This window comes from Mangrovimonas sp. CR14 (genome assembly GCF_011764015.1).
Lineage (GTDB): Bacteria > Bacteroidota > Bacteroidia > Flavobacteriales > Flavobacteriaceae > Mangrovimonas > Mangrovimonas futianensis.
This window is the reverse complement of sequence record NZ_JAAFZY010000002.1, coordinates 95265-120677: the sequence shown is the minus strand read 5'-3', so window position 1 is coordinate 120677 and position 25413 is coordinate 95265. Positions and strand designations below refer to the sequence as shown.

At 36.1% G+C, this 25413-nt stretch carries 22 protein-coding genes; 5 read left to right on the top strand and 17 right to left on the bottom strand.

Going from position 1 to position 25413, the window contains the following annotated elements:
* Positions 1 to 70: 70 nt before the first annotated feature.
* Positions 71 to 3430: a T9SS type A sorting domain-containing protein gene (locus GZ212_RS03830; RefSeq protein ID WP_166957432.1), complete on the top strand. Its 3360-nt coding sequence runs from the start codon at positions 71 to 73 to the stop codon at positions 3428 to 3430.
* Between the two features lie 66 nt (positions 3431 to 3496).
* On the opposite strand, the gene msrA is transcribed toward GZ212_RS03830, so the two are convergent.
* The 3 genes from msrA to GZ212_RS03815 form a co-directional block, all read right to left on the bottom strand.
* Positions 3497 to 4153: a peptide-methionine (S)-S-oxide reductase MsrA gene (gene msrA, locus GZ212_RS03825; protein ID WP_166957430.1), complete on the bottom strand. Its 657-nt coding sequence runs from the start codon at positions 4151 to 4153 to the stop codon at positions 3497 to 3499.
* A 128-nt stretch (positions 4154 to 4281) separates the two neighbouring features.
* The gene (locus GZ212_RS03820) at positions 4282 to 5064 is read right to left on the bottom strand and encodes a zinc ribbon domain-containing protein (RefSeq protein ID WP_053971446.1); all 783 of its coding nucleotides are present in this window, start codon (positions 5062 to 5064) and stop codon (positions 4282 to 4284) included.
* A 3-nt stretch (positions 5065 to 5067) separates the two neighbouring features.
* Positions 5068 to 6162 (bottom strand): Nif3-like dinuclear metal center hexameric protein, encoded by a 1095-nt coding sequence (locus GZ212_RS03815; protein ID WP_166958138.1) that lies wholly within the window; start codon positions 6160 to 6162, stop codon positions 5068 to 5070.
* A 111-nt stretch (positions 6163 to 6273) separates the two neighbouring features.
* Between GZ212_RS03815 and lpxK the strand changes: the two genes are divergently transcribed.
* Entirely contained in the window at positions 6274 to 7281 is a 1008-nt protein-coding gene (gene lpxK, locus GZ212_RS03810; protein ID WP_166957428.1) for a tetraacyldisaccharide 4'-kinase, read from the top strand.
* Here the strand turns inward: lpxK and GZ212_RS03805 are convergent.
* From GZ212_RS03805 to GZ212_RS03755, 11 genes are all read right to left on the bottom strand, one after another.
* Complete coding sequence (locus GZ212_RS03805; RefSeq protein WP_232393909.1) at positions 7278 to 9524, bottom strand: ATP-binding protein; 2247 nt, start codon at positions 9522 to 9524, stop codon at positions 7278 to 7280. The genes lpxK and GZ212_RS03805 overlap by 4 nt on opposite strands.
* 24 nt (positions 9525 to 9548) lie before the next feature.
* Entirely contained in the window at positions 9549 to 10547 is a 999-nt protein-coding gene (gene gap / locus GZ212_RS03800; RefSeq protein WP_166957426.1) for a type I glyceraldehyde-3-phosphate dehydrogenase, read from the bottom strand.
* Positions 10547 to 11428, bottom strand: coding sequence for a lipoyl synthase (lipA, locus tag GZ212_RS03795; protein WP_166957424.1), 882 nt, complete (start codon positions 11426 to 11428; stop codon positions 10547 to 10549). Before lipA ends, gap begins: the two co-directional genes overlap by 1 nt.
* Positions 11429 to 11479: 51 nt before the next feature.
* Entirely contained in the window at positions 11480 to 12694 is a 1215-nt protein-coding gene (locus GZ212_RS03790) for an Nramp family divalent metal transporter (protein WP_166957422.1), read from the bottom strand.
* Positions 12691 to 13239 carry an RNA polymerase sigma factor gene (locus GZ212_RS03785; RefSeq protein ID WP_053971453.1) on the bottom strand — a complete coding sequence of 183 codons (549 nt, stop codon included), beginning with the start codon at positions 13237 to 13239 and terminating at the stop codon, positions 12691 to 12693. Before GZ212_RS03785 ends, GZ212_RS03790 begins: the two co-directional genes overlap by 4 nt.
* A complete protein-coding gene (locus GZ212_RS03780) occupies positions 13230 to 14351 on the bottom strand; it encodes a glycosyltransferase (RefSeq protein WP_166958134.1) in 1122 nt (373 codons plus the stop codon). Before GZ212_RS03780 ends, GZ212_RS03785 begins: the two co-directional genes overlap by 10 nt.
* Positions 14352 to 14357: 6 nt before the next feature.
* Positions 14358 to 14561 (bottom strand): hypothetical protein, encoded by a 204-nt coding sequence (locus GZ212_RS03775; RefSeq protein WP_053971455.1) that lies wholly within the window; start codon positions 14559 to 14561, stop codon positions 14358 to 14360.
* Positions 14562 to 14663: 102 nt separating this feature from the next.
* On the bottom strand, positions 14664 to 15491 hold the full coding sequence (locus GZ212_RS03770; RefSeq protein WP_166957420.1) for an anti-sigma factor: 828 nt from the start codon (positions 15489 to 15491) through the stop codon (positions 14664 to 14666).
* A 7-nt stretch (positions 15492 to 15498) separates the two neighbouring features.
* Entirely contained in the window at positions 15499 to 16032 is a 534-nt protein-coding gene (locus tag GZ212_RS03765; RefSeq protein WP_053971457.1) for an RNA polymerase sigma factor, read from the bottom strand.
* A gap of 71 nt (positions 16033 to 16103) precedes the next feature.
* Complete coding sequence (murB, locus tag GZ212_RS03760) at positions 16104 to 17117, bottom strand: UDP-N-acetylmuramate dehydrogenase (RefSeq protein WP_166957418.1); 1014 nt, start codon at positions 17115 to 17117, stop codon at positions 16104 to 16106.
* Positions 17117 to 18307, bottom strand: a complete 1191-nt coding sequence (locus GZ212_RS03755) for a pyridoxal phosphate-dependent aminotransferase (protein ID WP_166957416.1) — start codon at positions 18305 to 18307, stop codon at positions 17117 to 17119. The genes murB and GZ212_RS03755 overlap by 1 nt, the downstream gene beginning before the upstream one ends.
* Before the next feature lie 129 nt (positions 18308 to 18436).
* On the opposite strand from GZ212_RS03755, the gene GZ212_RS03750 reads away from it, so the two are divergent.
* Positions 18437 to 19768 carry a PDZ domain-containing protein gene (locus tag GZ212_RS03750; RefSeq protein ID WP_240923741.1) on the top strand — a complete coding sequence of 444 codons (1332 nt, stop codon included), beginning with the start codon at positions 18437 to 18439 and terminating at the stop codon, positions 19766 to 19768.
* 46 nt (positions 19769 to 19814) lie between these two features.
* On the opposite strand, the gene GZ212_RS03745 is transcribed toward GZ212_RS03750, so the two are convergent.
* Positions 19815 to 20240: a DUF1573 domain-containing protein gene (locus tag GZ212_RS03745; RefSeq protein ID WP_053971461.1), complete on the bottom strand. Its 426-nt coding sequence runs from the start codon at positions 20238 to 20240 to the stop codon at positions 19815 to 19817.
* A 177-nt stretch (positions 20241 to 20417) separates the two neighbouring features.
* Between GZ212_RS03745 and GZ212_RS03740 the strand changes: the two genes are divergently transcribed.
* Together GZ212_RS03740 and GZ212_RS03735 are read left to right on the top strand one after the other, a co-directional pair.
* Entirely contained in the window at positions 20418 to 23051 is a 2634-nt protein-coding gene (locus tag GZ212_RS03740) for a valine--tRNA ligase (protein ID WP_166957414.1), read from the top strand.
* Entirely contained in the window at positions 23051 to 23857 is an 807-nt protein-coding gene (locus GZ212_RS03735) for a DNA/RNA non-specific endonuclease (RefSeq protein ID WP_166957412.1), read from the top strand. Before GZ212_RS03740 ends, GZ212_RS03735 begins: the two co-directional genes overlap by 1 nt.
* Here the strand turns inward: GZ212_RS03735 and GZ212_RS03730 are convergent.
* Positions 23854 to 24702: a glycosyltransferase gene (locus tag GZ212_RS03730; protein WP_166957410.1), complete on the bottom strand. Its 849-nt coding sequence runs from the start codon at positions 24700 to 24702 to the stop codon at positions 23854 to 23856. The genes GZ212_RS03735 and GZ212_RS03730 overlap by 4 nt on opposite strands.
* Positions 24703 to 25227 carry a class I SAM-dependent methyltransferase gene (locus GZ212_RS03725; protein ID WP_166957408.1) on the bottom strand — a complete coding sequence of 175 codons (525 nt, stop codon included), beginning with the start codon at positions 25225 to 25227 and terminating at the stop codon, positions 24703 to 24705.
* Positions 25228 to 25413: the final 186 nt, after the last annotated feature.

Below are 25413 nucleotides of genomic sequence, written 5' to 3'. Positions count from 1 at the left end.
CTTAATGGAATCCAAAAGGATGCCAATATCTTTCTATGTAATTTTTTTACTTCTTTTTTTAGTTTCGATAATGTCTTTTGGACAAGTCGCTCCTGTGAATCCGCCTATCGGTGGTTTTGATATAGACGGAAACTTGCTTTCTGATTCTGAAGGAGATTGGATTGATGACGGTGATGCTGCAACTGTTGGTGGATTTGTTCTTCAATATAATGGGTCAGAATATGTTCCAATTAATGCCAATAACACGAAGTTTTCACGTGATCTTTATAATACAACTTCTGATAATAGTTTTACGGGTGGTAGTTCATTTGGAGACAATCCCAATACTTGGAGTTGGACCAATAGTAAAGCGACCAGTAAATGTGATATTAATACCGTTATTCTTCACCAATCTACAAGCGGAACAGAAAAATGGCTTATGCTAGCCGGTGATCGATTGGTGACAAACGGAACTAGTTATATAGATTTTGAATTTTCTCAAGGGGTGTTTACCAAAAATGAAGGAGGAACATTTACCTCCGTGGGTGCGGATGGAACATCTTCCTTGGCATCAACCAACGGTAGAACAATTGGAGACTTTGTTTTATCTATGGAGTACAGTAATGGTGGGGGCAATGCCAATGTGCATTTTTATGTTTGGGAGGCTTCGGGTTCTTCCTACCAGTTTGTGGAAAAGGAAATTCCAGTGGTTGCAATGCAACCCAGTGCCTATGGCGCAACTAATGAATCAGGAGGAGTTTCGGTTCCTTATGAAGCCTTTGGGTCCAATAATTATATTGCCTATGCTTTTGTGGAAGCGGCAATTAATATTGATGCTATTTTTAATGCAAATTGTCTATCGGCAAATATAAAAACGGTGTTTGTTAAGACTAAAGCTTCTGACTCCTATAATGCTGCATTAAAGGATTTTGTTGATCCGATACCTGTCGATTTTCAATTTGGAAATGCTCAACTGGATTATGATGCGGCCTATTGTAAGTCAGGAACTGCTTCACCAAATGCGCCTGTTATTCCCAATGGAACATTTAGTGCGTCACCGGCTGGTTTGGTATGGAGTAACCCAACTGCTGGGAATAGTCAATTGTCCAATGATGGTATTATAGATTTGGCAGCTAGTTCTGCTGGGAGTTATACGATTACTTATACGCCCACAGGTAATGTTTGTTTAAATCCCGCAATGGATACTGTTGTCATAAATCCGTTGCCTACAGCTAATGCTGGTATAGATCAAACATTGTGTCAGTCTGGTGAATCGGGACCAACAAGCTTTACCTTGGCTGGATCTGGGTCTAACGGAAGCTTTAAATGGACCAAAGTAGGAGCAACAGGAACTGCTGATGTTTCTGGTTTTGATGATGATACGTCTCTTACGACCAATGTTTCAGTTTCTGGTATAGGTTCAGTTACACTGCAATTGACAACAACAAGTGGATATACCCCATCTTGCGGTACGCCTTCAGATCAAGTAGTTCTTAATGTAAATCCAAACCCTACCGTTAATGCTGGAAATAATCAGGCGTTATGTCAAACTTTGCCAACAGGACCAACCGATTTTACCTTAGCTGGTACAGGAACAAACGCCACCTTTAAGTGGACCAAAGAAGGATCTACGGGAACAGCAGATGTGGTCAGCTTTACTGACGATACCTCATTAACCTCTAATGTTTCCATTTCCGGGATAGGTACGGTAACATTAAAATTAACGGGTACTAGTGATCAAACCCCTTCTTGTGGTACAATCAATAGTACAGTCGTATTGACAGTTAATTCTAATCCAATGGTAAATGCGGGAAGTGCTCAAACGTTATGCCAAACCCAGCCGTCTGGCCCAACCGATTTTACCTTAGCTGGTACAGGAGCAAATGCCACCTTTAAGTGGACCAAAGAAGGATCTACGGGAACAGCAGATGTGGTAAGTTTTACCGACGATACTTCTTTAACATCTAATGTTTCTATTTCTGGAACAGGAACTGTTACTTTGAAATTAACGGCAACAAGTGACCAAAATCCATCATGTGGAAGTATTAACAGTACGGTTGTATTGACCGTTAATCCCAATCCAACGGTAAATGCAGGAAGTAATCAAGCTTTATGTCAAACCCTGCCAACAGGTCCAACAGATTTCACTTTAGCAGGTATAGGAACAAACGCTACTTTTAAATGGACTAAGGAGGGTTCAACGGGAACTGCAGATGTGGTCAGTTTTACGGACGATACTTCTTTAACGTCTAACGTGTCAATTTCAGGAATAGGCACAGTAACTTTAAAATTAACGGCAACAAGTGACCAAAGTCCATCCTGTGGAGTGATTAACAGTACGGTTGTTTTAATTGTTAATCCTAATCCAACATCCAATGCAGGTTCTCCTCAAGCCTTGTGTCAGTCTAAACCCGGTGGTCCAACTGTATTTAATTTGAACGGTGCTGTTGTAAACGGAACTCCTCAATGGTCCCAAGTTTCTTCAACGGGAACAGCTTCGGCATCTTTCAATAGTCCTAATTCTGCAACAGGAACAGTTAGTGTATCGGGGGTTGGTACAGTGACTTTAAGATTAACTTGTACAAGTGGATTTGACCCAGTTTGTTCCTCTGCAACGAATGATGTCATTTTGACTGTCAATCCAAATCCCGGTGATTTAACAGGAAACGTTACTCAACCAACTTGTGGTTTAACCACAGGTACCATAGCGGTTACTTCAACTATTACTGGATTAACCTTTAGTATTGACAGTGAAAACCCCGAGGATTTTACCAATAATACTGGTGTTTTTTCTGGATTAGCACCAGGTTCGTATGTCATCAGAGCGATGACAATTAATGGTTGTATTTCCAATGGAATGAGTAAAATTATCTATGCAGCACCTAATGTTCCGTCAACGCCTGTGGTCCAAGTCTCGGATCCAGCGACGTGTTCCTCTGCTCAAATGACCTTGCAGGTTGTAAGTCCAGTTGGTAGTGAATATCAATACATAAATGAATTGGAAGTTGGTGGTGTCTGGCAGTCGTCAGTTTATTTTAATATTAATGCCGGTGATGGTTTTAGTATTAAAGCAAGACGAACAGACGATACAACATGTATTTCAGATGCTGCTACTTGTGAGGAACCGGAAGAGGAAGCAGTTAAACTGGCTGAAATACCCAAAATTGAAGAAATTAAAGAGGTTGTTGGAAAGCCAGCTATAAAAGCCTATCCAAACCCTTTTAACAATGAGGTTAATTTTAAAGTAGATGTTCCAGATAAAAGTGAAGGAGAATTGGTGTTGATGAATTTGTTAGGCCAACGCGTAATGACCGTATTTTCGGGTGAAATAAAAGAGGGTAGTAATCATTATCAGGTCAATTTACCTTCATTAAATTCAAATACATTGATTTACATTTTATCCATTAATGGAGAACGCTTTACAGGGAAGCTCGTCCAGAACAAAATGTAGTGATATTTTTGATTAGTAGTTTTTTGAATTAGTCTTTAGGGTGCCAGAAAATATCTGGCACCTTTTTTAATGTTCTTTTTTCAATAAAAGGGGGCACGATTGTCTTAATTGCTGCAGTCTTTTGTTTGAGACATTTCTGATGTAGGGATTTGTGGGGTTTAGTCTTTCAAAGTCTTGATGATAATCTTCGGCTACATAAAACTTTTGAAAGGGTACAATTTCAGCAGCTATATTGGAATTTAATTTTTTGCCCCATTCTCCTTTTTTCTTTTCTGCGATTTGTTTTTGCTCGTCATTTTGATAAAATATAATGGATCTGTATTGCGACCCTTTATCAGGACCTTGACCGTTGACTTGGGTCGGATCTTGCGAACTAAAATACACCTCGACTAACTCTTCAAAGCTGATAACTTCTGGATCATAAATGACTTCGATGGCCTCAGCATGTCCTGTTGCCCCGGTGCTTGTGGATTTGTAGCTGGGATTGTCTGTGAATCCGCCAGAATAACCTGAAATGGCTTCATCAACACCTTTAATGCTTTCATAAATAGCCTCGGCGCACCAAAAACATCCACTAGCGAAATAGGCTTTAGCTTTGCCATTTTGAATTGGAACCTCCATAGGTGTGACTTCTAGTAATGCTTGTTTTTTTGAGTTGGATTGAGCTTTGTTTTCACAATTAAATAGGAAAATTGTCATAAAAAGGGCTGCAATATGTTTCATGAGATTGATTTTATTAATTGTAGTAGTCGTAAGAAAATGCATATCCTTAATTCTAAATAGTGAAAGTTTTATTAAATAAAAAAGCCTTTACAAATGTAAAGGCCTTCGAAAGTATGTTGTAAATTATATTAAGCTAAGCTCGCAAATAATTTTTCCATTTTCTCTTTTTGTTCATCAGCTAATGCTGGGTCAACCAAAATTCTACCACTGTGCTCATCTGTAATGATTTTTTTACGTGAAGCAATTTCCATTTGGATTTGTGGTGGAATGGTAAAGAAAGATCCTCCTGAAGCACCTCTTTCAACAGGTACAACAGCTAAACCATTTTTAACATTTTCTCTGATTCTAGTGTAAGCTTTAACCAATCTTTCTTCAATGTTTGATTTGTAGTCGTCAGACTTTTCAATCAAGGCTTTTTCTTCTTTCTCAGTTTCAGCTAAAATAGCATCCAATTCACCTTTTTTGTGCTTAAGGTGTTTTTGACGCTCTTTAAGACGGTCTTTAGTCTCAGAAATAACTTCTTTCTTTTGCTCAATTTGAGCTTTGAATTCCTTGATGTGCTTTTCAGCTAATTGAATTTCCAGTTCTTGGAACTCAACTTCTTTGGTTAAGGAATTATATTCTCTGTTATTTCTAACATTTTTTTGTTGCTCACTGTATTTTTTAATCAAAGCTTTTGATTCTTCAATTAAATTTTTCTTGTCAGTAATTTGGTGATCAATCGATTCTAAACTAGACTCAAGTCTTTCTAATCTAGTATTCAAACCAGCAACTTCATCTTCTAAGTCACGAACTTCTAAAGGAAGCTCTCCACGAACATTTCTAATTTCATCAATACGTGAGTCGATGAGTTGTAAATCGTATAAGGCTCTTAAGCGCTCTTCTACAGTTGTTTCTTTCTTTTTTGCCATATATTAAAAATACTTTACTGGATTGGTTTGGGTCGTTGATAAAACGACTGCAAAATTAGTAATTTTTTTTGTAAGATAAGAGGCTAAAAGATTTTTTGTGTATTGTTCACTTTCAAAGTGGCCGATATCGCATAAAATAATTTGATTTTCAGCGGAAAAGAAGTCGTGATATTTCAAATCTGCAGTTACAAAAGCGTCTGCTTTTGCAGTCTTAGCAGCTCCAATAGCAAATGCTCCAGATCCTCCTAAAACAGCTACTTTCTTAATTGGTTTGTTGAGAAGGGTTGTATGTCGGATGCATGAAGTTTTCATTTGCTTTTTTAGAAAGGTTAAGAAGGATTCCTCTTCCATTGCAGTCTCCAGTTCTCCTACCATTCCCATACCTATATGTTGGTTCTTGTTTTCTAGTGTGACAACCTCATAGGCTACTTCTTCATAGGAATGGGTTTCAAACAATGTCTTTAAAATGATTCTTTCAAGATGTTTTGCATAGGTAACTGAAATTTGTGTTTCTTCCTCATAATGAATGGAGCCCCGACTTCCTTTGGTCGGGTTGGATTGATCGTTCCCCTGGAAAGTGCCAGTTCCTTCAACATTAAAACTACAGCAATCATAATTACCAATGCCTCCTGCTCCCACATCGAATAAAGCCTGACGAAGTGTTTCTGCTTCATTTTTGGGAACAAAGGTTGTTAACTTTTTAATTGTGCCAGATTGAGGAATTAAAATTTGGTTGTTTTTTAAACCAAGTTGGTCGCAAATCATAGCGTTCACTCCTTGGAAAGAGTTGTCTAAAGCCGTATGAATCGAATATATGGCAATATCGTGTTTAATGGCTTTAAAAACAGTTCGTTCCACATAGGATTTTCCTGTAATTTTTTTTAAACCTTTAAAAATAATAGGGTGGAAGCTAACGATTAAATTACATTGCTTTTCAATAGCTTCGTCAACCACTTGTTCTAAAGTGTCTAAGGTAACTAAGATCCCTTTCAAAGGGGTGCTTGCATCACCCACTAGTAAGCCTGTGTTATCAAAATCCTCTGCATAATGGAGAGGGGCAAATATCTCTAGGTGATTTATTACATCTTGTATGGTCATCATGTTTTGAGCCTATTTTCATCAAACCTACAAAATTTTTTCAAGTGCTTGTGGGTGGATTTTTTACGAATTGGTTCATTTCAGGTGAATAAAAAATAATACTTTAGTTTCATGAAATTTTTCAGGAAGTTGCTTTATCCATTGAACCCCATTTATTATGTGGTTACTTATTGGCGTAACAAAGCCTTTGATTATGGGTGGTTGAAAAGTAAATCATATGGTTTTCCAGTTATTGGAGTTGGGAATTTGAGCGTGGGAGGTACTGGAAAGAGTCCAATGATAGAGTATTTAATCAGGTTACTATCTGAAGAATTTCAAACGGCTACTTTAAGTCGTGGATATAAAAGAAAAACCACCGGGTTCAAATTAGCTGATGCATCAGACTCGGCGGTATCTATTGGTGATGAGCCGTTTCAGTTTTTTTCAAAATTCAAGGATCAAATACAGGTTGCTGTAGATGAAAACAGGCAGAGGGGGATAGAGCATTTAAAATCCCGGAACCCCAGTTTGGAGATCGTTTTATTGGATGATTCTTTTCAGCATAGAAAGGTGCAGGCTGGGTTTTATATACTGCTTACGGCTTATGATAATATATATACAGATGATTGCATGCTCCCAGCGGGGAATTTAAGGGAGCCTAAAACAGGAGCTAAAAGAGCTGATGTTATTGTGGTCACAAAGTGTCCAAGCAGTTTGAATGAGCTTGAAAAGACACAAATTGCTAAAAGGCTGAAGCCTTTGCCTAATCAGCAGGTATTTTTTAGTCACATCAAATATAGTGATGTTGTTGTTTCAGAAAATCGTTCTCTTCAGCTTAAAGAATTAGAAGATTTTACCTTGGTGACTGGAATAGCCAATCCAAAACCATTATTGGAGTTTTTAAATCGAGAAAACCTGAAGTTTGAACATTCAAATTTTCCAGATCACCACCATTTTTCAGATCAGGAAATAGAAATGATTGCAAAAAGTAAAACTGTTGTTACTACCGAAAAGGATTATATGAGATTGAAAGACTATTCTCAATTAAAGGATAAATTGTTCCACCTGCCCATTGAAATAATATTGGACAAACCCAAAGAGTTTAATCAAAAAGTACTGGATTTTGTTAATTCCTTTTAGGAAGGTGAGCCTTCACTAATCAAAGCGTGGAATAGTTTTTTCTCAAAGTCTTCCTGCTTGAATGGTTTGGAGATAATATCATTAAATCCTGCTTCGTCAAATTCATGCATTTTATCTTCAAGGGTTACGGCTGTTAAGGCAAATATAGTAATGTCCTTGTTAAACTCTCTAATGAGCTTTGTAGCTTCTAAACCGCTAATTCCTGGCATGTGAATGTCCATCAAGATAACATGATAACGGTTCGTTTTAACTTTTTCAACAGCTGCCTCACCATTGTCTACAACTTCACATTGTAACTTCATCTTTGTCAAGATTTTTTTGGTGATCATCTGATTGATTTTGTTGTCTTCAACTACTAGAATCTTGATGTCTTTTAAATCAACATCTTGAACATCTTTGAAATAGCTCTTAGTTTCCTCAATGATTTCTTTTTCAGAATATTTCATGGGAATTTCAAAAGTGAAAGTAGATCCTTTTCCTAGTTCACTGTCAAGGTATATTTTACCGTTCAATATCTTAATTAACCCTTTGACAATGGAAAGGCCTAATCCCGTACCTCCATATTTTCTGTTAATTTGGATGGAACCTTGTGCAAAACTTTCAAACAACTGGTCTTGCTTTTCCTTACTGATACCAATTCCGTTATCCTGAATTTCAAATTTCAGATTATAGATGTCTCCCTTTTGTTCTGTTTTACTCACTTTAATCCAGATGTCACCATCTTTTGTAAACTTAATAGAGTTCCCGATTAGATTAATGAGAATCTGGGAAATTTTAATTTGGTCAGCAACATAATTTTCAGGTAAGCCATTTTCAAACTTAAAATGAAGTTTGGTATTGTTATCTAAAGCAGAGTTGTTCAAAGCCGCGATAACATTGGTTATTTTTTTCTTTAGATTGAATGGTTCTGGTTCTAACTCAACTTTATTAGCTTCTATTTTGTTTATTTGAAGGATGTCATTGATAAACGTGAGTAAGTAATCACCAGAAAATTTCAATGATTTTAAATGCTGAATCTGTTCTGGTTTAGGCTCTTCTTCCAACAGCATATTGGTTAAACCGGTTACAGCATATAGCGGTGTGCGTAATTCATGTGTTACTGTGGAAAGGAAGTTGGCTTTCGTTTTAGATGCTAATTCGGCCTTTTCCTTGGCTATAATCAATTCACTATTTTTCTTGTGCAACATGTTGTTGGTTTTTAACCTAATGTTGTTGTTTTTGTACAACGACAAGGTTAAAAGTGACAGGATTGTAATTAAAGCGATACTTAAAATGGTGGTAAGCTTGTTTAGATTATTGGCATCTCGCTCTTCTTCAAGATCTGCAAGTTTTTCTTTTTGGTATTGGGTTTGGTTTTCTATTAATAACTGCATCTTCTTTTCCTCAGAAAGGCTGTTTCGTTTCGCCTTTAAAATGGAATCTGATAAAGCAATGTGTTTTAATAGCAAATCATTGGCCTCTTTGAAATTTCCAACATTATGATTTAATTCGCTTAAAAGCAGGTATCCATGGTTCAATACATCATCAAATTGATGTTCCAAGGCAATTCTTAATCCCTCATTCGCTTCTTGCAAACCTGCTGTTTCATCTTTTAAATGAAAAATCGCATACCCTAAATGTATTTTACCGCTACTTAAAATTTTATAATTTTCATAGCGTTTAGCCATTGCAGTACTTTGGCTTAATAACATCTTAGCTCTTCTATAATCCTTCAGTTTAATGTAGGTTCTTCCTTCATTTAGATTTACTTCAGCTACATATTCATTTAGTCCTTCCTGTTGAAATAAAGTTTTTGAGGATGTATAATAATCTAGTGCATCTTGATATTGTTCCATGCTGAAATAGACATTTCCCATGGTCTTATAAGTTTCGGCAAGATTGGCATCATCTTTTGCGAAACGTTGCTTTTCATTGGCTTTAATAAGGTATTTAATAGCCTCTTCAGGTTCGTCTATTAGATATTGCAGTTTTCCAAGTTTGGAATAGATGATACCTTGGCTCTTTGTGTTATCAATTTTATTAGCAAGCACCAAAGCCTCGTCCAGTGTTTTTTGTGCCTCAAAATACCTGCCGTTTTCAATATCAGATTGTGCTTGATTGACATGATAATTTATCGCATTCTGAATGGTCTCAGGATCATCTTTAACTGAATCCTGAGAAAGCGCTTTAAAGCTTAATAGCAGAAGGAAAGCATATATGTAAATACTGATTCGGGACATCACATTTAGTTGCCAATGTGACAAATATAAATATTTATTCGATAAAAGTTACTTTTTTATCGATAAATTGCAAATTAAATCTAAAACTCGTGAAGAATAGCCGGTTTCATTATCATACCAACCTATAATCTTAACCATATTTCCGATGACTGAGGTCATCTGTGCATCAAAGATACAAGAGTGTTGGTTGCCGACAATATCTATAGATACAATAGGGTCTTCAGTATACTCCAAAATACCTTTTAAACGGTTTTCGGCAGCAGTCTTAAAAGCATTGTTAATTTCGGAAATGGAAGTTTCTCTCTTCACATTAAATGTAATGTCAGTTAAGGAGCCATTTGCTACTGGAACTCGAATACCACATCCTCCTATGACATCGTTTAAATCTGGGAAAATTTTCGTCAAAGCCTTGGCGGCACCAGTAGTAGTTGGCACAATTGACTGTCCAGCGGCTCTGGCTCGCCTCAAGTCTTTATGGGGTTGGTCATGTAAACTTTGGTCTGTTGTATAGGAATGAACCGTTGTAATATAAGCCTGATCTATTCCGCACAAATCTTTGATGATAGAAATCATTGGGGCAGCATTGTTGGTAGTGCAGGAGGCATTAGAAATGATCAATTCTTGACCATTTAAAATGTGGTCATTAACGCCCAAAACAATCGTCTTAATGTCATCCTCTAAAGGAGGGACACTTAGAATAACTTGTTTGGCTCCATTTTGAATATGGTATTGTAGGCTTTCTCTATCCTTAAATTTACCGGTAGATTCAATTACGAAATCCAATTTGAAAGCTGACCAATCAATATCTTTAGGGTGGGTATGGTTTAAAATGGCGACTTTTAGATCATCAACGTTTATGAATCCTTCGGAATAGGAAACATGCTGTTTCAAGACACCATGAATACTGTCGTATTTTAAAAGATGGCTTAGAGTTTGAACATCTGCCAAATCATTGATGGCTACAACTTCAATATCTGGTCTTTCTAAAGCCAGTCGAAATACACGTCTTCCAATACGACCAAATCCGTTAATACCAATACGGATCATTATTCGATATGCTTTTGTGCTTTATAAGAAGAGCGTACAAGAGCACTACTTTCAACATGTCTAAAGCCAAGATCTAAGCCTATCTCCTCATATGCCTTGAACTCATCGGGTGTCACAAAGCGTTGAACAGGTAAATGCTTTTTACTAGGTTGTAAATATTGACCAATGGTCACAACATCTACTTGACTGTCTCTTAAATCATGAAGCGTTTCAATGACTTCTTCCTTTGTTTCTCCAAGTCCAAGCATGATACCAGATTTAGTCCTACGCTGTCCTTGTTCTTTTAAATATTTTAATACTCCCAGGCTTCTGTCATATTTCGCTTGAATTCTAACTTCTCTGGTCAGTCTTCTTACGGTTTCCATATTGTGTGAAACGACTTCAGGGGCCACTTCCACGATACGATCAATATGTCTTTCCATACCTTGAAAATCTGGGATGAGCGTTTCAAGAGTTGTTTCGGGGTTCATTCTTCTTACTGCCTTAACAGTCTCAGCCCATAATATACTACCCATATCCTTCAAGTCATCACGATCTACACTGGTTAAAACGGCGTGTTTGATGTTCATGATTTTAATAGATCTTGCAACTTTCTCAGGTTCATCCCAATCCACTGTTTCCGGTCTACCTGTTTTTACACCACAAAAACCACATGACCTTGTGCAAATATTACCTAGAATCATGAAGGTGGCAGTTCCTTCTCCCCAACATTCTCCCATATTCGGACAGCTACCAGACGTACAAATAGTATTCAGGTTATATTTATCGACCAAACCTCTTAATTCCGTGTATTTTTTTCCGGTAGGAAGTTTTACTCGTAACCATTTTGGTTTTGGTTGTCGTTCTGTTGGTTTTAAATTTGAAGTTGTTGTGGTATCCATAACATTAAAATCTAAGGCTGCAAAGATACAAAGTATTCATTACAAAGTATACTAAACAGTTGTTAAGTACCAAATGCTAAAACTTATTAAAAGTAAGATGCTAATGATGCTATACAAGCGCATTCCTTTTTTAGGCCTTAATTCTTTGGGTGTATGTTTGCTTGTGATTAGAATGTAATTTACAACAGCATAAAATGGAGCTGTTAAAAAGGAGAGAATTGTGGCTATTTTTACTAGCATAGCCATTTCGGATAGGAAAAAAATAAAAATAATTAAGGTACCTATTGCCAATCCTACCATCCAATAGAAATAACCTTTATTATAATTTTTGTTAAAAAGAAGTTCTACCGATTTGGACATGGCTCTAGGAGAAGCGTCCAAAGTAGTTAAGGTTGTACTAAACATGGTGGTAAAAGCAGCTAAAGCAATTATGAAATAGGTCCAATGGCCAAGAGTTTGGGTATAAAGGGTAATAAGTTGGTTGGCAAATGAGGAAGCTTGCGGACTGAATGTTTCACCGCTATGGTTCATGACCAGGGCTCCCAAAGCTAAAAAGCAACAGCCAACTAATATGGTACTCACAAAGCCAATATTGAAATCGAATAAAGTGGACTTTTGGGATAAATCGGGATTCAATTTTTTCTTCTCTAGAGTCCATAGCGATTGCCAAATGGATACATCCAATGGTGCCGGCATCCAACCCATAAAAGCGATTAAAAAAGAAATGGCTAAAGTGTCTGATGGAATTATTTGTTCAAATGATAAAGGTTGATCCGTATTTGGGATGGCTATAATCACGGCAATAATCGTGCTTAAAGTGAGGGAAATGACAATCACTTTCATTAAATGGTCCAAAAAGGAGTACCTGCCTTTTAATAGAATAAAAAAGCAAATACTTAAAACAATAAAGGCCCACCATTCAATAGGTAAATTAATCCCGAAGAGGGTGGATGCCAATCCAGCCGTAACGATTGTAACTGCTGTTTGGATTGTAAACATGGTGGCCAGATTCAGTAGGAAATAGATCCATAGAATGGTTTTTCCTATTTTAAAATAACCTTCCAAAAGGCTCTCACCAGTAGCTGAGGTGTATCTGGGTCCAAAATGAAAAAATGGATATTTTATGATGTTGATGAAGAAAAGTGCCCAAAGTAATCCAAATCCAAAATCAGCTCCTGCTCTTGTAGATTGTACTAAGTGCGATACCCCAATGGCGGCTCCAGCAAACATTAAACCAGGGCCTAGTTTTTTTAACCGCGATTTCATTTTGTTTTAATGATTTCGGCAAGCAGTTTTTTGGCTCTTAAAAGTTTTACCTTAACATTGTTCATGGGCTCTTTTAACTCATCTGATATTTCTTGATAGCTTAGCTCTTGGAAATATCTAAGGTTGATGATTTCTTGATAATGGGGCTTGAGCTTTTTGATGTCTTTAAGCAATTTAGCCAAGTTTTGTTCTATGATCAACTGGTCTTCGGCAGAAGGCGATTCATCTAGAATTTGATTCAGGGAATCTTCATCCTGATTGGAAATAGTTTGGGAAATTTTATTTTTTTCTTTCCGTACCATATCAATATGAATGTTCTTTGAGATGGTAATGATCCAGGTTTGAAACGAATAGGATTCGTCAAAAGTGGCTATTTTATCAAAGGCTTTTGAAAATGCTTGTATGGTAATGTCTTCGGCTTCATTTTCATTACCGGTGCGTTTTATTTGGTAACCATAAACATAATCCCAAAAGGAATCCAATAAAAATTTAAATGCTTTTTGATCATTTTCCTTGGCTTTTTTTATGGCTTCTTTTATTTCCAATGCTTGGGCGGGGATATGAGGTTAGTTATAAAGATAATTAATTGGAAAAAGATGAGAAAACATTCCAGAATAGGAATTATTGGAACAAGGTCTTTTTCCATTAATTTTTTTGAAGCTTTTCCCAACGCAATCCATTGAATAAGAAATCGAAACGAAATTAATCCGACAACCCACGGCCATTGAAATAAAAATATCAAAAGGATAATGGAAAGCATCCAAAACAGTAATTGGGTACTGTAAAATAGGCCCAAAAGAAACTTATGCTTCGATTTATAAAGTTTCGCAGTTGAAATATGTCTTCTCTTTTGATGAATCCATGCCTTGAAAGAGTTTTTAGGTTGTGAGACCGTGAAGCTTTCTTCAGAAGTACAAATAGTGGTATTTTTTCCGTTGGCCACCTCATTTATAAAAAGATCATCATCTCCGGATCTTACTTTGATATGGTTGATAAAGCCATTGGCCTTAAAAAATTCAGTTTTGGTATAGGCTAGATTGCGACCTACCCCCATATAAGGATTACCCCAAGAAGCATAAGAAAAGTATTGAACAGCCGTTAAAAGCGTTTCGAACCGAATTAATTTATTTAAAAAAGATTTTTTAATCTTGGCATAGCTACCATAACCCAAAACAATGGATTTTGACTCTGAAAATTGTTTGCTCATTTCAGAAATCCAATGCTTGGAAACCGGTTTGCAATCGGCGTCGGTAAATAAAAGGTGTTCGTATTCTGCTGCCTTGATACCTAGGGTTAGAGCATATTTTTTATTGGCCCAAAAGGTTTCATTGTTCCTCACATTAACAATTTTGACATTAGAAAATTGTTCTTGAAATGCTTCCATGATTTCTAGTGTATCGTCACGTGAGGCATCATTGATCAAAATAACTTGAAACTTAGGGTACTCTTGATTTAAAATAGAGGGGAGAAATGATTTTAAGTTCTCAGCTTCATTTTTAGCGCAAACAATAACTGAAACAGGTAAGTTAGGAGATGCATCTATTTGCCTCCTTTTATCTTTACCAGATGGGAGTAACTTAAAAAAAAATAGATAATAGATTACTTGAATACCTACTACTCCAGAAAAAAAGTAGAAAACCCAATCAAGCCAGGTCATCAAATATTAAGAATGTTGAGGTTCGTTACAGTTTTGAAATTGGTCTGGAGTTTTTCCACAAAATCCGCATGCCTCACCATCTTTATTCAACATCGGATTTTGACTTGCACAAGTTCCTGCAAATTTTCCATCTTTTTTGGCCCAGATTTTAATTGCAATACCAGCAAATCCCAAACCTAATAATATTAAAGTAACTAAAAGAAGCTTCATAATTTTTCTTTTTGCAAAGTTAGGAATTTTAAGTTCAAAACATAAAAAGCGGGTTCCAATATTTTGAAACCCGCTTTCTTTTCTCAGTAGTGTTATTTTTAGTTATTGGTTGCTCTTATTTTTTAATAAAATTTCAGCAACACTATTTTCTTTTGTAGCCGTTTCATGCTCATTCCCTTTAGATTCAATAGTAATACTGTATCCAAGAGCATTTTCGGTATAAGGGATTTCTTTCAGCTGCCTATCGGTTTCAGTTAAGATTCCCAGGTCTACCATTTTATCTTGCAATTGAGCCCAAATTTTATACTCTTGGTCTTCAGGTAATTTAGGTAATGAAACCACATCAATCATAGAAGTTCTTTCTTTGGGATTAATATAAGCGACAGTCTTTAAGTTCTTGGCGCGTTGGTTCCCATTAATGATGTATTTTTCAGTTTCCGGATTGTTCAATTGCTTGAACTGCTTCATAATCTTGTCAATGTCTCCCCTAAGATCAAAAATTTCATCAACAATTACTTGGCTTTCATGCTTTTGAAGGCTTAAGTTATTTTTTAAGTCTAGATTTTGGGTGTATAGAAAATAAGAGGTTCCTGCAAAAATAAGTGTAGCAATACTAGCTGCTATACTTAGGTGGTACCACTTTTTTGTCTTTATTCTAGAATTTAAATTAATAACCGGAGTTTCCTTTTCAAAAGTGTCTTCTTCATTAAGTTCATCAAGGATGTTGTCCAAGATCGCTTGAGGCGCTTCAACAGCATTGCTTTTGGCTACGATTTCCAAATTGTGTTGCAAAGTGTTGTATGCATTCTCAACTTCAGGGTACTTGGCGATGTAATTTTCCACCATCAAGCTTTCCTGCAATGTTGTTTCGTCCATCAGATATTTTTCCAACAGACCAGAATGTAAGAAAGTATTTATTTTATCATTCATGACTTTTTTATTTTGGATCGTAAATCTTTTTTAGCTCACGAAGTCCAATTTTTAATCTTGACTTAATTGTTCCAAGAGGAATATCCAATTCCTCACTTGCTTCCTGTTGCGTCATGCCCTCAAAAAATAGGGCATTCAACACAATCTGATATTTCTCATCCAAAGTTTTTAAATGCTCTTTGATGTCTAGAACATCCTGATTGATACTTTCGGAAGTCAATTTATATACGTTTGAAATGTCGATTTGGATTTCCTTACTATCCTTATTTGTTTGTGACCTAACTTTGTCAATAGCAGTATTATACGCTATGCGATACAGCCATGTAAAGAGTTTGGCTTTGGAAGGGTCATAAGTCTTGGCTTTTTTCCAAACTTTAATGAATGTTTCCTGTAATGCATCTTGGGCAAGGTCATCATCTGATAGAACTTTTTTTATAACACCAAAAAGCGCATCTGCATAGTTTTCATAAAGCAAGGATATGGCTTGTTTGTTGCCTCGTTCCAACAAGTCAACTATTCTTTGTTCAATGGGTGAAATCAAGCTATTATTTGTTAAAGTGTTTTATAAGTTCAATCAAAGCAGATTTCCAAAAATATAGAAATCTGGGCAAATTAAATAATATTTACCTCTGCTTCAATTGAAATATCAAAAATTCGACGTACGGTCGTTTGGATTAATTTTGACAGTTGATAAATTTCTTGCCCTGAAGCGCCACCATAATTAACGAGTACTAACGCTTGTTTGGTATGCACACCGTAGTTTTTGAACGTTTTTCCCTTAAATCCAGCCGTCTCGATAAGCCAACCGGCAGGGACTTTTACTTCAGAATCTGAAAGAACATAGCCAGGAATATCTGGAAAATTTTCCTTGAGCTTTTCAAATGCCTTGGAAGAAACGACAGGATTTTTAAAAAAACTACCACTATTTCCAATCTCTTTTGGATTAGGAAGTTTACTTTCTCTAATATTTATGACTGCTCGAGAAACATCTTGTATGGTAGGGTTTTGTATCTCAAGACTGTCAAGTTCTTGAGTGATGGCACCATATTCTGTGTGTAAAACGTGATTTCTTTTGGTTAACTTAAAAGTGACACTAGTGATGATGAAATTTCCTTTTTCTTGAGTTTTGAAAATAGAATTTCTATATCCAAACTGACATTCAGCATTTGAGAAACTCCTAATTTCCTTGGTTTTGATGTTTAAGGCTTCGCAACTTTCCATAACATCCTTAAGTTCCACACCATAGGCGCCAATATTTTGGATGGGTGCGGTCCCTACATTTCCGGGAATAAGCGATAAATTTTCTATTCCACCCAAGTTATTTTTGAGACAAAACAGGACAAATTCGTGCCAAACTTCTCCAGCATTTGCCTTAACCCAAACATGTTCTGAGTTGTCCTTTAAAATTTCTATTCCCTTCAGATTTACATGAATGACCAGTGCATCCACATCTTTAGTCAAGAGCATGTTGCTACCACCTCCCAAAATAAATTTATCAGGGTATTCTTTTGAATCAAGAACCTCCTTTAATTCTTCAACATCTGATATAGAGATAAATGAACTAGCTTTAACGTCTATTCCAAAGGTGTTATAAGGTTTTAGTGATATGTTTTTATGAATAATCACTAATTGGGATAAACTTTAAGAGCTTCTTTAAGGATGTTAACGGCTTTTCTTAAACTGTTTTCATTTAAAACATACGCAATTCTGATTTGGTTCAAACCAACTCCTGGAGTTGAATAAAAACCGGCAGCTGGCGCAACCATAACAGTTTCTCCGTTGACAACAAAATGTTCCAAAAGCCATTGCGCAAAATCATCTGCGTTTTTAACTGGTAACTCCGCAACACAATAAAATGCACCTTTGGGTTTGGCTACTTTTACACCTTCAATTTTTTCTAGTTCTTCGATTAAGGTATTTCTTCTAGATACATATTCAGCTTTTACTTCGTCAAAATAACTTTGAGGGGTATTCAAGGCCGCTTCACTGGCAATTTGAGCTAAGGTGGGTGGACTTAATCTTGCTTGAGCAAACTTAAGAGCTGTTGCAATAACTTCCTTGTTTTTAGAAACCAAACAACCTATTCGGGCACCACACATGCTGTATCTTTTAGAAACCGAATCAATCATTATAGCATTTTCTTGAATGCTTTCTTCCTGCATAATAGAGTAATGCTCAATCCCGTCATAAACAAATTCACGGTAAACTTCATCAGCAATTAAAAACAAATCATGTTTTTTAACAATAGCCGCAAGTTTTTTTATCTCCTCTTTTGAATAAAGGTATCCCGTAGGATTTCCAGGATTACAAATAAGGATAGCTTTTGTTTTGGGTGTGATTAACTTTTCAAATTCTTCAATAGCAGGAAGTGCGAAGTTGTCCTCTATTTTAGAAATGACAGGAACAATATTAACTCCTGAAGCCGTAGAAAAGCCATTGTAATTGGCATAAAAAGGTTCTGGAATAATAATTTCGTCATCTATATCCATAATACTTCCAAAAGCAAAGAGTAAGGCTTCGCTACCACCAGTAGTTACGATGATATCATCTTTGGAAACGTGAATGTCATTTTTTTCGTAATAACCCGCAATTTTTTGACGGTAATCATCAGAACCTTCAGATCTGGTGTAAGCCAAAATATCCAAACTGTGAATCTTTACAGCATCTAATGCAATTTCAGGCGTTTTAATATCTGGCTGGCCAATGTTTAAATGGTAAACCGTTTTTCCTTCAGCATAGGCTTTTTCAGCGTAAGGTGCCAATTTTCTTATGGGGGATTGAGGCATGTCTAACCCCTTTTTGGATATTGCAGGCATAGTATTTTTTTAATTTTATTGGAGTGCAAATTTCGAAATAATCTTAAACTTTATTTAAAAATAAATGCAAAAAATTATAGGTTTCCTAAAGATTTGTAAATTCAATGAAATAGAATCGCTTGATAGCTTATGATGCGGTATGTTTTGACATTGATTTTGGCATGCTCCTTTCAATTCAGTTTGGCTCAAGGACGATATGTGATTCAAAACAAAAAAGGATCGGATAAAATCCATTTTAAATTAGTTAATAATTTAATAGTCATACCGATAAAAGTGAATGGGGTAGAATTGTCTTTTCTTTTGGATACTGGGGTAAGCAAACCTATTATTTTTAATTTCTTAAATCTGACAGATTCCCTTCAAATAGAAAAAACATCAACCATTTTTCTTAGAGGTTTGGGTGAGGGTCAAGCTGTGGAATCCATCAAGTCAGAGGGAAATGTAGTGCAGTTGGGAGATGCCATTAATGTCAATCAAGATCTGTACATCATTTATGATTCGGCATTGAATTTTACGCCAAGGTTGGGTTTTCCTTTGCATGGAATCATTGGCTTTGACCTTTTTAAAGACCTGATAGTAGAAATCAATTATTCTTCAAGATTTATTCGGATTACAGATCCCAAAATATTTCGTTATAGGCACTGCAAAAGTTGTGTGTCCTTGGAAATGGAATTACATAAGAACAAACCCTATGTTGATGTAGCGGTAGTTTTAATGGAAGAGGAAATTCCTGTGAAGTTATTGGTTGATACAGGCGGGAGTGACGCTCTTTGGCTATTTGAAAATAAGAGGATTGTAAACAATCAATCTTATTTCAATGATTTCTTGGGGCATGGGTTAAGCGGAAGTGTTCATGGTAAACGTTCCAAGTTAAAGAAGTTTATCTTAAAAGAATTTGAATTAAAGAATACAAATGTGTCTTTTCCTGACACATCTGATATAGCCTATATCAAAAAAATTAAAGGCAGAGATGGCAGTTTGGCAGGAAACATTTTGAAACGATTTAATTTGGTGGTCGATTACCCCAATTCAAAAATTAGCTTTAAAAAGAACCGACATTTTAAGGATCCTTTCAACTATAATAATTCAGGGATTGAATTGGAGCATGATGGAGTTCGATTAATAACAGAAGAAAAAGCTTACTATGAAATGCAACAAGTTAATCGAGAAGATAATAATATGCCCTCAACTAAAATAGTTTTGAATCCCAGCTATAAATTGGCATTAAAACCAGCTTTTTCCATTGTTGAGATTAGACCAGGCTCTGCAGCAGAGAGGGCAGGTCTTGAATTGGGTGATGTAGTTTTATCTGTTAATGGTAGACCGTGCGAAAAATATACACTACAAGAGGTGATGTTAAAATTTTATGAAGAGGTAGGTAAGGAAATAGAGCTTGAAGTAGATAGGAATGGCGATGTTTTGGAATTTAAATTTGAATTAGAATCCCCATTTAAAAAATAAAAGCCTTGATTTCTCAAGGCTTTATTAAATGATACTTCCTATGGAATTATTTTTCCATTAAGCTTTTCTGTTTTTTTTCTAGAACGCTACTTTTACTAGGGTCAATGACCTCTCCTTTGATTTTTAAAACTACAGTAGGAGTTTCAGCATTAGAAGTTACAGTAATCGATTTTCTAATAGGCATTACGCGTTTTGTGTCATACTTAACTTTGATTTCTCCTGTATCCCCTGGCATGATTGGTCCGTCTGGTTTCTCAGGTACCGTACAACCACAGCTTGACTTCACATTAGTTATAATCAGTGGGGCATTTCCAGTATTGGTGAATTCAAATGTTCTGACACCATCAGCGCCTTTTTCTATGGTTCCGTAGTCAATAACGTCTGTTTTAAATTCAATTTTAGCTACCTTATCCTGTGCTGAAACGCTCAAGGTCAATAATCCAACAAACAAGATTGTAATTAAATTTTTCATAATATTTCTATTTAATTCATTGTAAACATACTCACTTTTTGTGCCTAACGCAAAAAAATTAGATGTAATGCGCCTAAAAAAAATGGAAATCCTTGATTTTAAGGCTTAAATCTTATTTCGAAAAACAACAAAATATAAGTACTTTTGCGGGATATATTCCAAAAACTATTCCAAAGTATGAATATTCCATCAAAATATGATGCTAACCAAGTTGAAAGTAAGTGGTATGACTACTGGATGAAACACAATTACTTTCATTCTAAACCTGATAATAGGGAACCATATACCATTGTTATTCCACCTCCAAATGTGACGGGAGTTCTTCATATGGGGCATATGTTGAACAATACCATACAGGATGTGTTGATTAGAAGAGCTCGTTTACAAGGTAAAAATGCTTGTTGGGTTCCTGGAACTGACCACGCATCCATAGCTACTGAAGCTAAAGTGGTAGCTAAATTGAAATCGGAAGGAATTGATAAAAACGATCTAAGCCGAGAAGAGTTTTTAAAGCATGCTTGGGATTGGACTCATGAGTACGGTGGGGTTATTTTGGAACAGCTTAAAAAATTGGGTTGCTCTTGCGATTGGGAAAGGACCAAATTCACTATGGATCCTGAAATGAGTGAATCTGTAATTAAAGTGTTTGTAGATCTTTATAACAAAGGGTTAATTTACAGAGGGTACCGCATGGTGAATTGGGATCCAGAGGCAAAAACGACCTTGTCAGATGAAGAGGTGATTTATGAGGAGCGCCAAGGTTTATTATATTACTTATCATATCCTATTGAAGGCAGTAATGAGACGGTAACTATTGCTACCACAAGACCAGAAACTATTTTAGGAGATACGGCAATTTGTATCAATCCTAATGATGAAAGATATGCCCATCTAAGAGGCAAAAGGGCCATTGTGCCACTTTGTAATCGCGTTATTCCTATCATCGAGGATGAATATGTGGATGTAGAATTTGGTACGGGTTGCTTGAAGGTGACACCTGCACACGATGAAAATGACAAGAACCTAGGAGAGAAGCATAATCTGGAAGTGATTGATATATTTAATGCGGATGCCACATTAAATAGCTACGGATTGCAATATGAGGGGAAAGATCGTTTTGTTACTCGTAAGGAAATTGCCAAAGAATTGGAAGAAAAAGGATTTTTGGTAAAAACCGAAAATCACATCAATAAAGTAGGAACTTCAGAAAGAACCAAAGCTGTCATTGAACCAAGATTATCAGATCAGTGGTTTTTGAAAATGGAAGATTTGGTGAAACCAGCCATTAAGGCGGTATTAGAGGATGAGGAAGTTAAATTATTTCCTAAAAAGTTCGAAAATACCTATCGTCATTGGATGGAGAACATCAGAGACTGGAACATCTCCCGACAATTATTATGGGGGCAGCAAATTCCTGCTTTTTACTATGGTGATGGAAAGGAAGATTTTGTTGTTGCGGAAACTATTGAGGATGCTCTAGTCTTGGCTCAAGAAAAGACAGGAAATGCCGAACTTAAGACTTCAGATTTAACTCAAGACTCTGATGCTTTGGATACTTGGTTTTCTTCTTGGTTATGGCCCATGAGTGTTTTTGATGGTATCAGAAATCCAGAAAATGAGGAAATCAAATATTACTATCCAACAAACGATTTGGTTACAGGACCAGATATTTTGTTTTTCTGGGTAGCCAGAATGATTATTGCTGGTTATGAGTATATGGGAAAAAGACCTTTTGAAAATGTGTATTTGACAGGTCTGGTTAGAGACAAGCAGCGCCGAAAGATGAGCAAATCTTTGGGTAATTCACCAGATGCTTTGAAGTTGATTGAAGAGTTTGGTGCAGATGGGGTCAGAGTAGGACTGTTATTAAGTTCTGCAGCAGGAAATGACTTGTTGTTTGACGAAGCGCTTTGTCAACAAGGAAAAGGTTTCGGAAATAAAATTTGGAATGCTTTTAGGTTAATCAAAGGATGGGATGTTGATGAAACAATCGAACAGCCTGACTCTAGTAAAATAGCCTTGGAATGGTTTGAAGCTAAATTTCAGCAAACTCTTTTAGAGATTGAAGACCACTTTTCAAAATATAGATTAAGTGATGCTTTGATGGCAACCTATAAGTTGATTTGGGATGATTTCTGCTCTTGGTTGTTAGAGATGATTAAACCAGCATACGGAGAAGCTATTGATCCTAAAACCCTTCAAGGTGTTATAACCATTTTTGAAGACAATTTAAGGGTTTTACATCCGTTTATGCCTTTCCTTACTGAGGAAATATGGCAATTTATCGCAGATCGTACACCAGAAGACGCTTTGATTGTAGCTAAGTGGCCCGCTCAAAAGTCATTTGATCAAGCTTTAATTTTAGAATTTGAAACGGCTCAAGAAGTGATTTCAGGTATCAGAACCATTAGAAAGGATAAGAACATTGCTTTTAAGGACGCCATAGCATTTTCGGTAATAAATAATGAAGAGGTTAAGCCTACTTTTGATAGTGTCATTCAAAAATTAGGAAACTTAGAAGGTGTTGAGTATACCAACGAAGCTATTGATGGGGCTATCACTTTTCGGGTGAAATCCAATGAATATTTCATCCCTATGTCGGGAGCTATTGATGTGGAAGAAGAGATTAAAAAGTTAATGGAAGAGTTGAATTACACCGAAGGCTTTTTGAAATCTGTCCAAAAGAAACTATCCAATGAGCGCTTTGTAAATAATGCACCGGAGCAGGTTGTTGCAGGTGAGCGAAAAAAGGAAGCGGATGCTTTGGCAAAAATAGATACATTAAAAGCAAGCTTGTCTTCTTTGAAGTGATGAAAAAGAATCAAATCTACACCATAATTGCGATTGCTATTGTGGTTGGGATATTTTCCTTTGAAACTTTTTTAAATCAAAAGGAAAAAGAAAGCATAGTTAAAGAAGGAAGAGAGATTGGTGATCGAACCAATCTCTTTTTTTTGCCCAGTAGTACAACCGGTGTGATCGTGCATCATCAAGGCTATTCCTTGTCATATAGTGAAGCCTATGAGCAAGCAGAATGGGTTGCTTATGAGCTTTTGGAAGATCAACTTTCTGATGTGGACCGAAAACGGCCTTACTTTGAAGTCGATGAAGCTATACCAACAGGCGCTGCTAGTTGGCGAAATTATAAAAACTCGGGTTACGATAGAGGACATTTATGTCCTGCGGCAGATAGGCAATTTGATGAGGACTTATTCAACGAAACTTTTTTGACTAGTAATATTTCTCCACAGAATCATGAATTTAATGCAGGAATCTGGAATAGTCTGGAGCAAAAGGTGCGTTATTGGGCTAAATCATACCATGGGGTTTATGTGGTCACAGGTGGTGTTTTAAAACCGGGCCTTGAAACCATTGGGTCAGAGAAGGTAGCAGTTCCAGAATATTTCTATAAAATAATCCTGGACTATAATGAAGGTGATCCCAAAGCCATTGCTTTTTTGATACCTAATCGAGCGTTGGGAAGAAAAATCAAGCCATATATTGTATCTGTCGATTCCATAGAAAAGTTAACTGGGATTGATTTTTTTCCAAAAATGGAAGATAGATTAGAGGAAGAAATGGAAGCCAAATGGGATGGGGCGGGATGGAAATTTTAGTATAATTTTTTAAGAATCCCCATCCATCTGTAATTTCTAATATACTTACCTTCTTCGCTGGTGACGGTGAATTCAGGTTTATCCTTGAAAGCTTTCAGGTAGCCAGCTATGTAATCTCTAAAATAATTGAAACTTTTCTTTTTAACACTTAATTTTAGAGCTGAAATGGTGGTGAGTAAAAGCCCGTACCTCATTTTGTACATAGCTTCACCCTGTAAATGTTTGGCGGCTTTATTATAAGAAGCTCCAGTGGGTTTCAAATGTTTGACATGAAGTGTGTCATCTGCAAAGAAATTCCAGCCGTAGAATTTGGCTAGTAGTTCATCAATGGTATCCCAGCCCATGGTTCTTTTTAGCTTGCCCATTTCCAAAAAACAGTCTTTTCTGTAAGCTTTTAACGCACCTCTTATATGGTCTTTTCCTGTTAAATCTTCTAAGACCCATTGACCATCATTTTCAATATAACAAACACCGGCGGCCATTCCCAATTTAGGTGATTCTTTGAAGTGATTTGCTAATGATTCCAAGTAGTTCAATGGAAAGATCAAATCAGCATCATATTTACAAATAACATCATATGCTTCATCTAAGGTATCATATCCTTTATAAAAGGCGTTGATGATTTTGGTTCCAGGTAAATGTTCATTCGAAGAGGTAATGTTTACCAGTTCTATGAAGTTATGGGATTTTGAAAATTCTTCTACAATGTTTGGAGTATCATCTGAAGAATGATCATTGACTACCACAATTTTTTTTGGCAATAAAGTTTGATGGACTAGAGAATTTAAGGTGTCTCCTATGGAATCCGCTTCATTATGGGCAGGTATAACAATGTAAAAGTTCAATTATTGAATTTTTTCAGCATAAACAATATAATAACGAGGAGTGAACCATCTTAGTATTGGCCTAATTCCCAGTTTTTTGGTTGGATTGGTCCATTTTTGACGATCCAAAATTTTCCAACCTGCTTTTTCTAATAACCAATCAAATTGCCAATCTTCAAATTCATGATAGTGCCTATCCCACAAGTCTGTTTTGCTTCTGTATGCAGGAGAAAACCAAAGTCTCAGAGGAATACTTGCAACTAATTTGTCTGCTTTTATTGACTTTAAAACCGTAAAAGGAGAGAGTAAATGTTCGAAGATTTCGAAAGCGGTGACTACGTCTGCATTAGAGTTTTCAATGGCTTCGGTATTTAAATCCAAATCTTCACCTTTGGTATTAGATACATGGAATCCTTCCTTTTTCATGATTTCGGAAAAGGGGTTTGAAACCCCCAAATCTAAAACCTTTGAATCCTTTGAAATATGTTTATTTAAGAATTCTAATGTGTTTTTAAATCTTTTGTTTGGATATGTTTTCTCGTACATCTGGTTGGAATAAATGGCATGGTGCAAATATATAATTTCAAAATAAAGTTGTTATAATTTATAATTGTTAATGAAGATGTAGACATTTTTTGTAATTGATAATTTTCACGTAGGATTTTTTTTAAAGGCTTGATTGATTTATATTTATAGAAAATTGCTGCTTGAAAATATCTTTCCAAAATATTA

Bases quoted from the DNA above. Each gene is read 5' to 3' on its own strand.
- GZ212_RS03750 (WP_240923741.1), top strand. From the start codon at position 18,437: ATGATGCGGTATGTTTTGACATTGATTTTGGCATGCTCCTTTCAATTC.
- GZ212_RS03820 (WP_053971446.1), bottom strand. From the start codon at position 5,064: ATGGCAAAAAAGAAAGAAACAACTGTAGAAGAGCGCTTAAGAGCCTTA.
- GZ212_RS03770 (WP_166957420.1), bottom strand. From the start codon at position 15,491: ATGAATGATAAAATAAATACTTTCTTACATTCTGGTCTGTTGGAAAAA.
- GZ212_RS03780 (WP_166958134.1), bottom strand. From the start codon at position 14,351: ATGACCTGGCTTGATTGGGTTTTCTACTTTTTTTCTGGAGTAGTAGGT.
- lipA (WP_166957424.1), bottom strand. From the start codon at position 11,428: ATGGATACCACAACAACTTCAAATTTAAAACCAACAGAACGACAACCA.
- gap (WP_166957426.1), bottom strand. From the start codon at position 10,547: ATGATCCGTATTGGTATTAACGGATTTGGTCGTATTGGAAGACGTGTA.
- GZ212_RS03745 (WP_053971461.1), bottom strand. From the start codon at position 20,240: ATGAAAAATTTAATTACAATCTTGTTTGTTGGATTATTGACCTTGAGC.
- GZ212_RS03755 (WP_166957416.1), bottom strand. From the start codon at position 18,307: ATGCCTGCAATATCCAAAAAGGGGTTAGACATGCCTCAATCCCCCATA.
- lpxK (WP_166957428.1), top strand. From the start codon at position 6,274: ATGAAATTTTTCAGGAAGTTGCTTTATCCATTGAACCCCATTTATTAT.
- GZ212_RS03775 (WP_053971455.1), bottom strand. From the start codon at position 14,561: ATGAAGCTTCTTTTAGTTACTTTAATATTATTAGGTTTGGGATTTGCT.
- GZ212_RS03725 (WP_166957408.1), bottom strand. From the start codon at position 25,227: ATGTACGAGAAAACATATCCAAACAAAAGATTTAAAAACACATTAGAA.
- GZ212_RS03830 (WP_166957432.1), top strand. From the start codon at position 71: ATGTCTTTTGGACAAGTCGCTCCTGTGAATCCGCCTATCGGTGGTTTT.
- msrA (WP_166957430.1), bottom strand. From the start codon at position 4,153: ATGAAACATATTGCAGCCCTTTTTATGACAATTTTCCTATTTAATTGT.
- GZ212_RS03790 (WP_166957422.1), bottom strand. From the start codon at position 12,694: ATGAAATCGCGGTTAAAAAAACTAGGCCCTGGTTTAATGTTTGCTGGA.
- GZ212_RS03815 (WP_166958138.1), bottom strand. From the start codon at position 6,162: ATGACCATACAAGATGTAATAAATCACCTAGAGATATTTGCCCCTCTC.
- GZ212_RS03735 (WP_166957412.1), top strand. From the start codon at position 23,051: ATGAAAAAGAATCAAATCTACACCATAATTGCGATTGCTATTGTGGTT.
- GZ212_RS03740 (WP_166957414.1), top strand. From the start codon at position 20,418: ATGAATATTCCATCAAAATATGATGCTAACCAAGTTGAAAGTAAGTGG.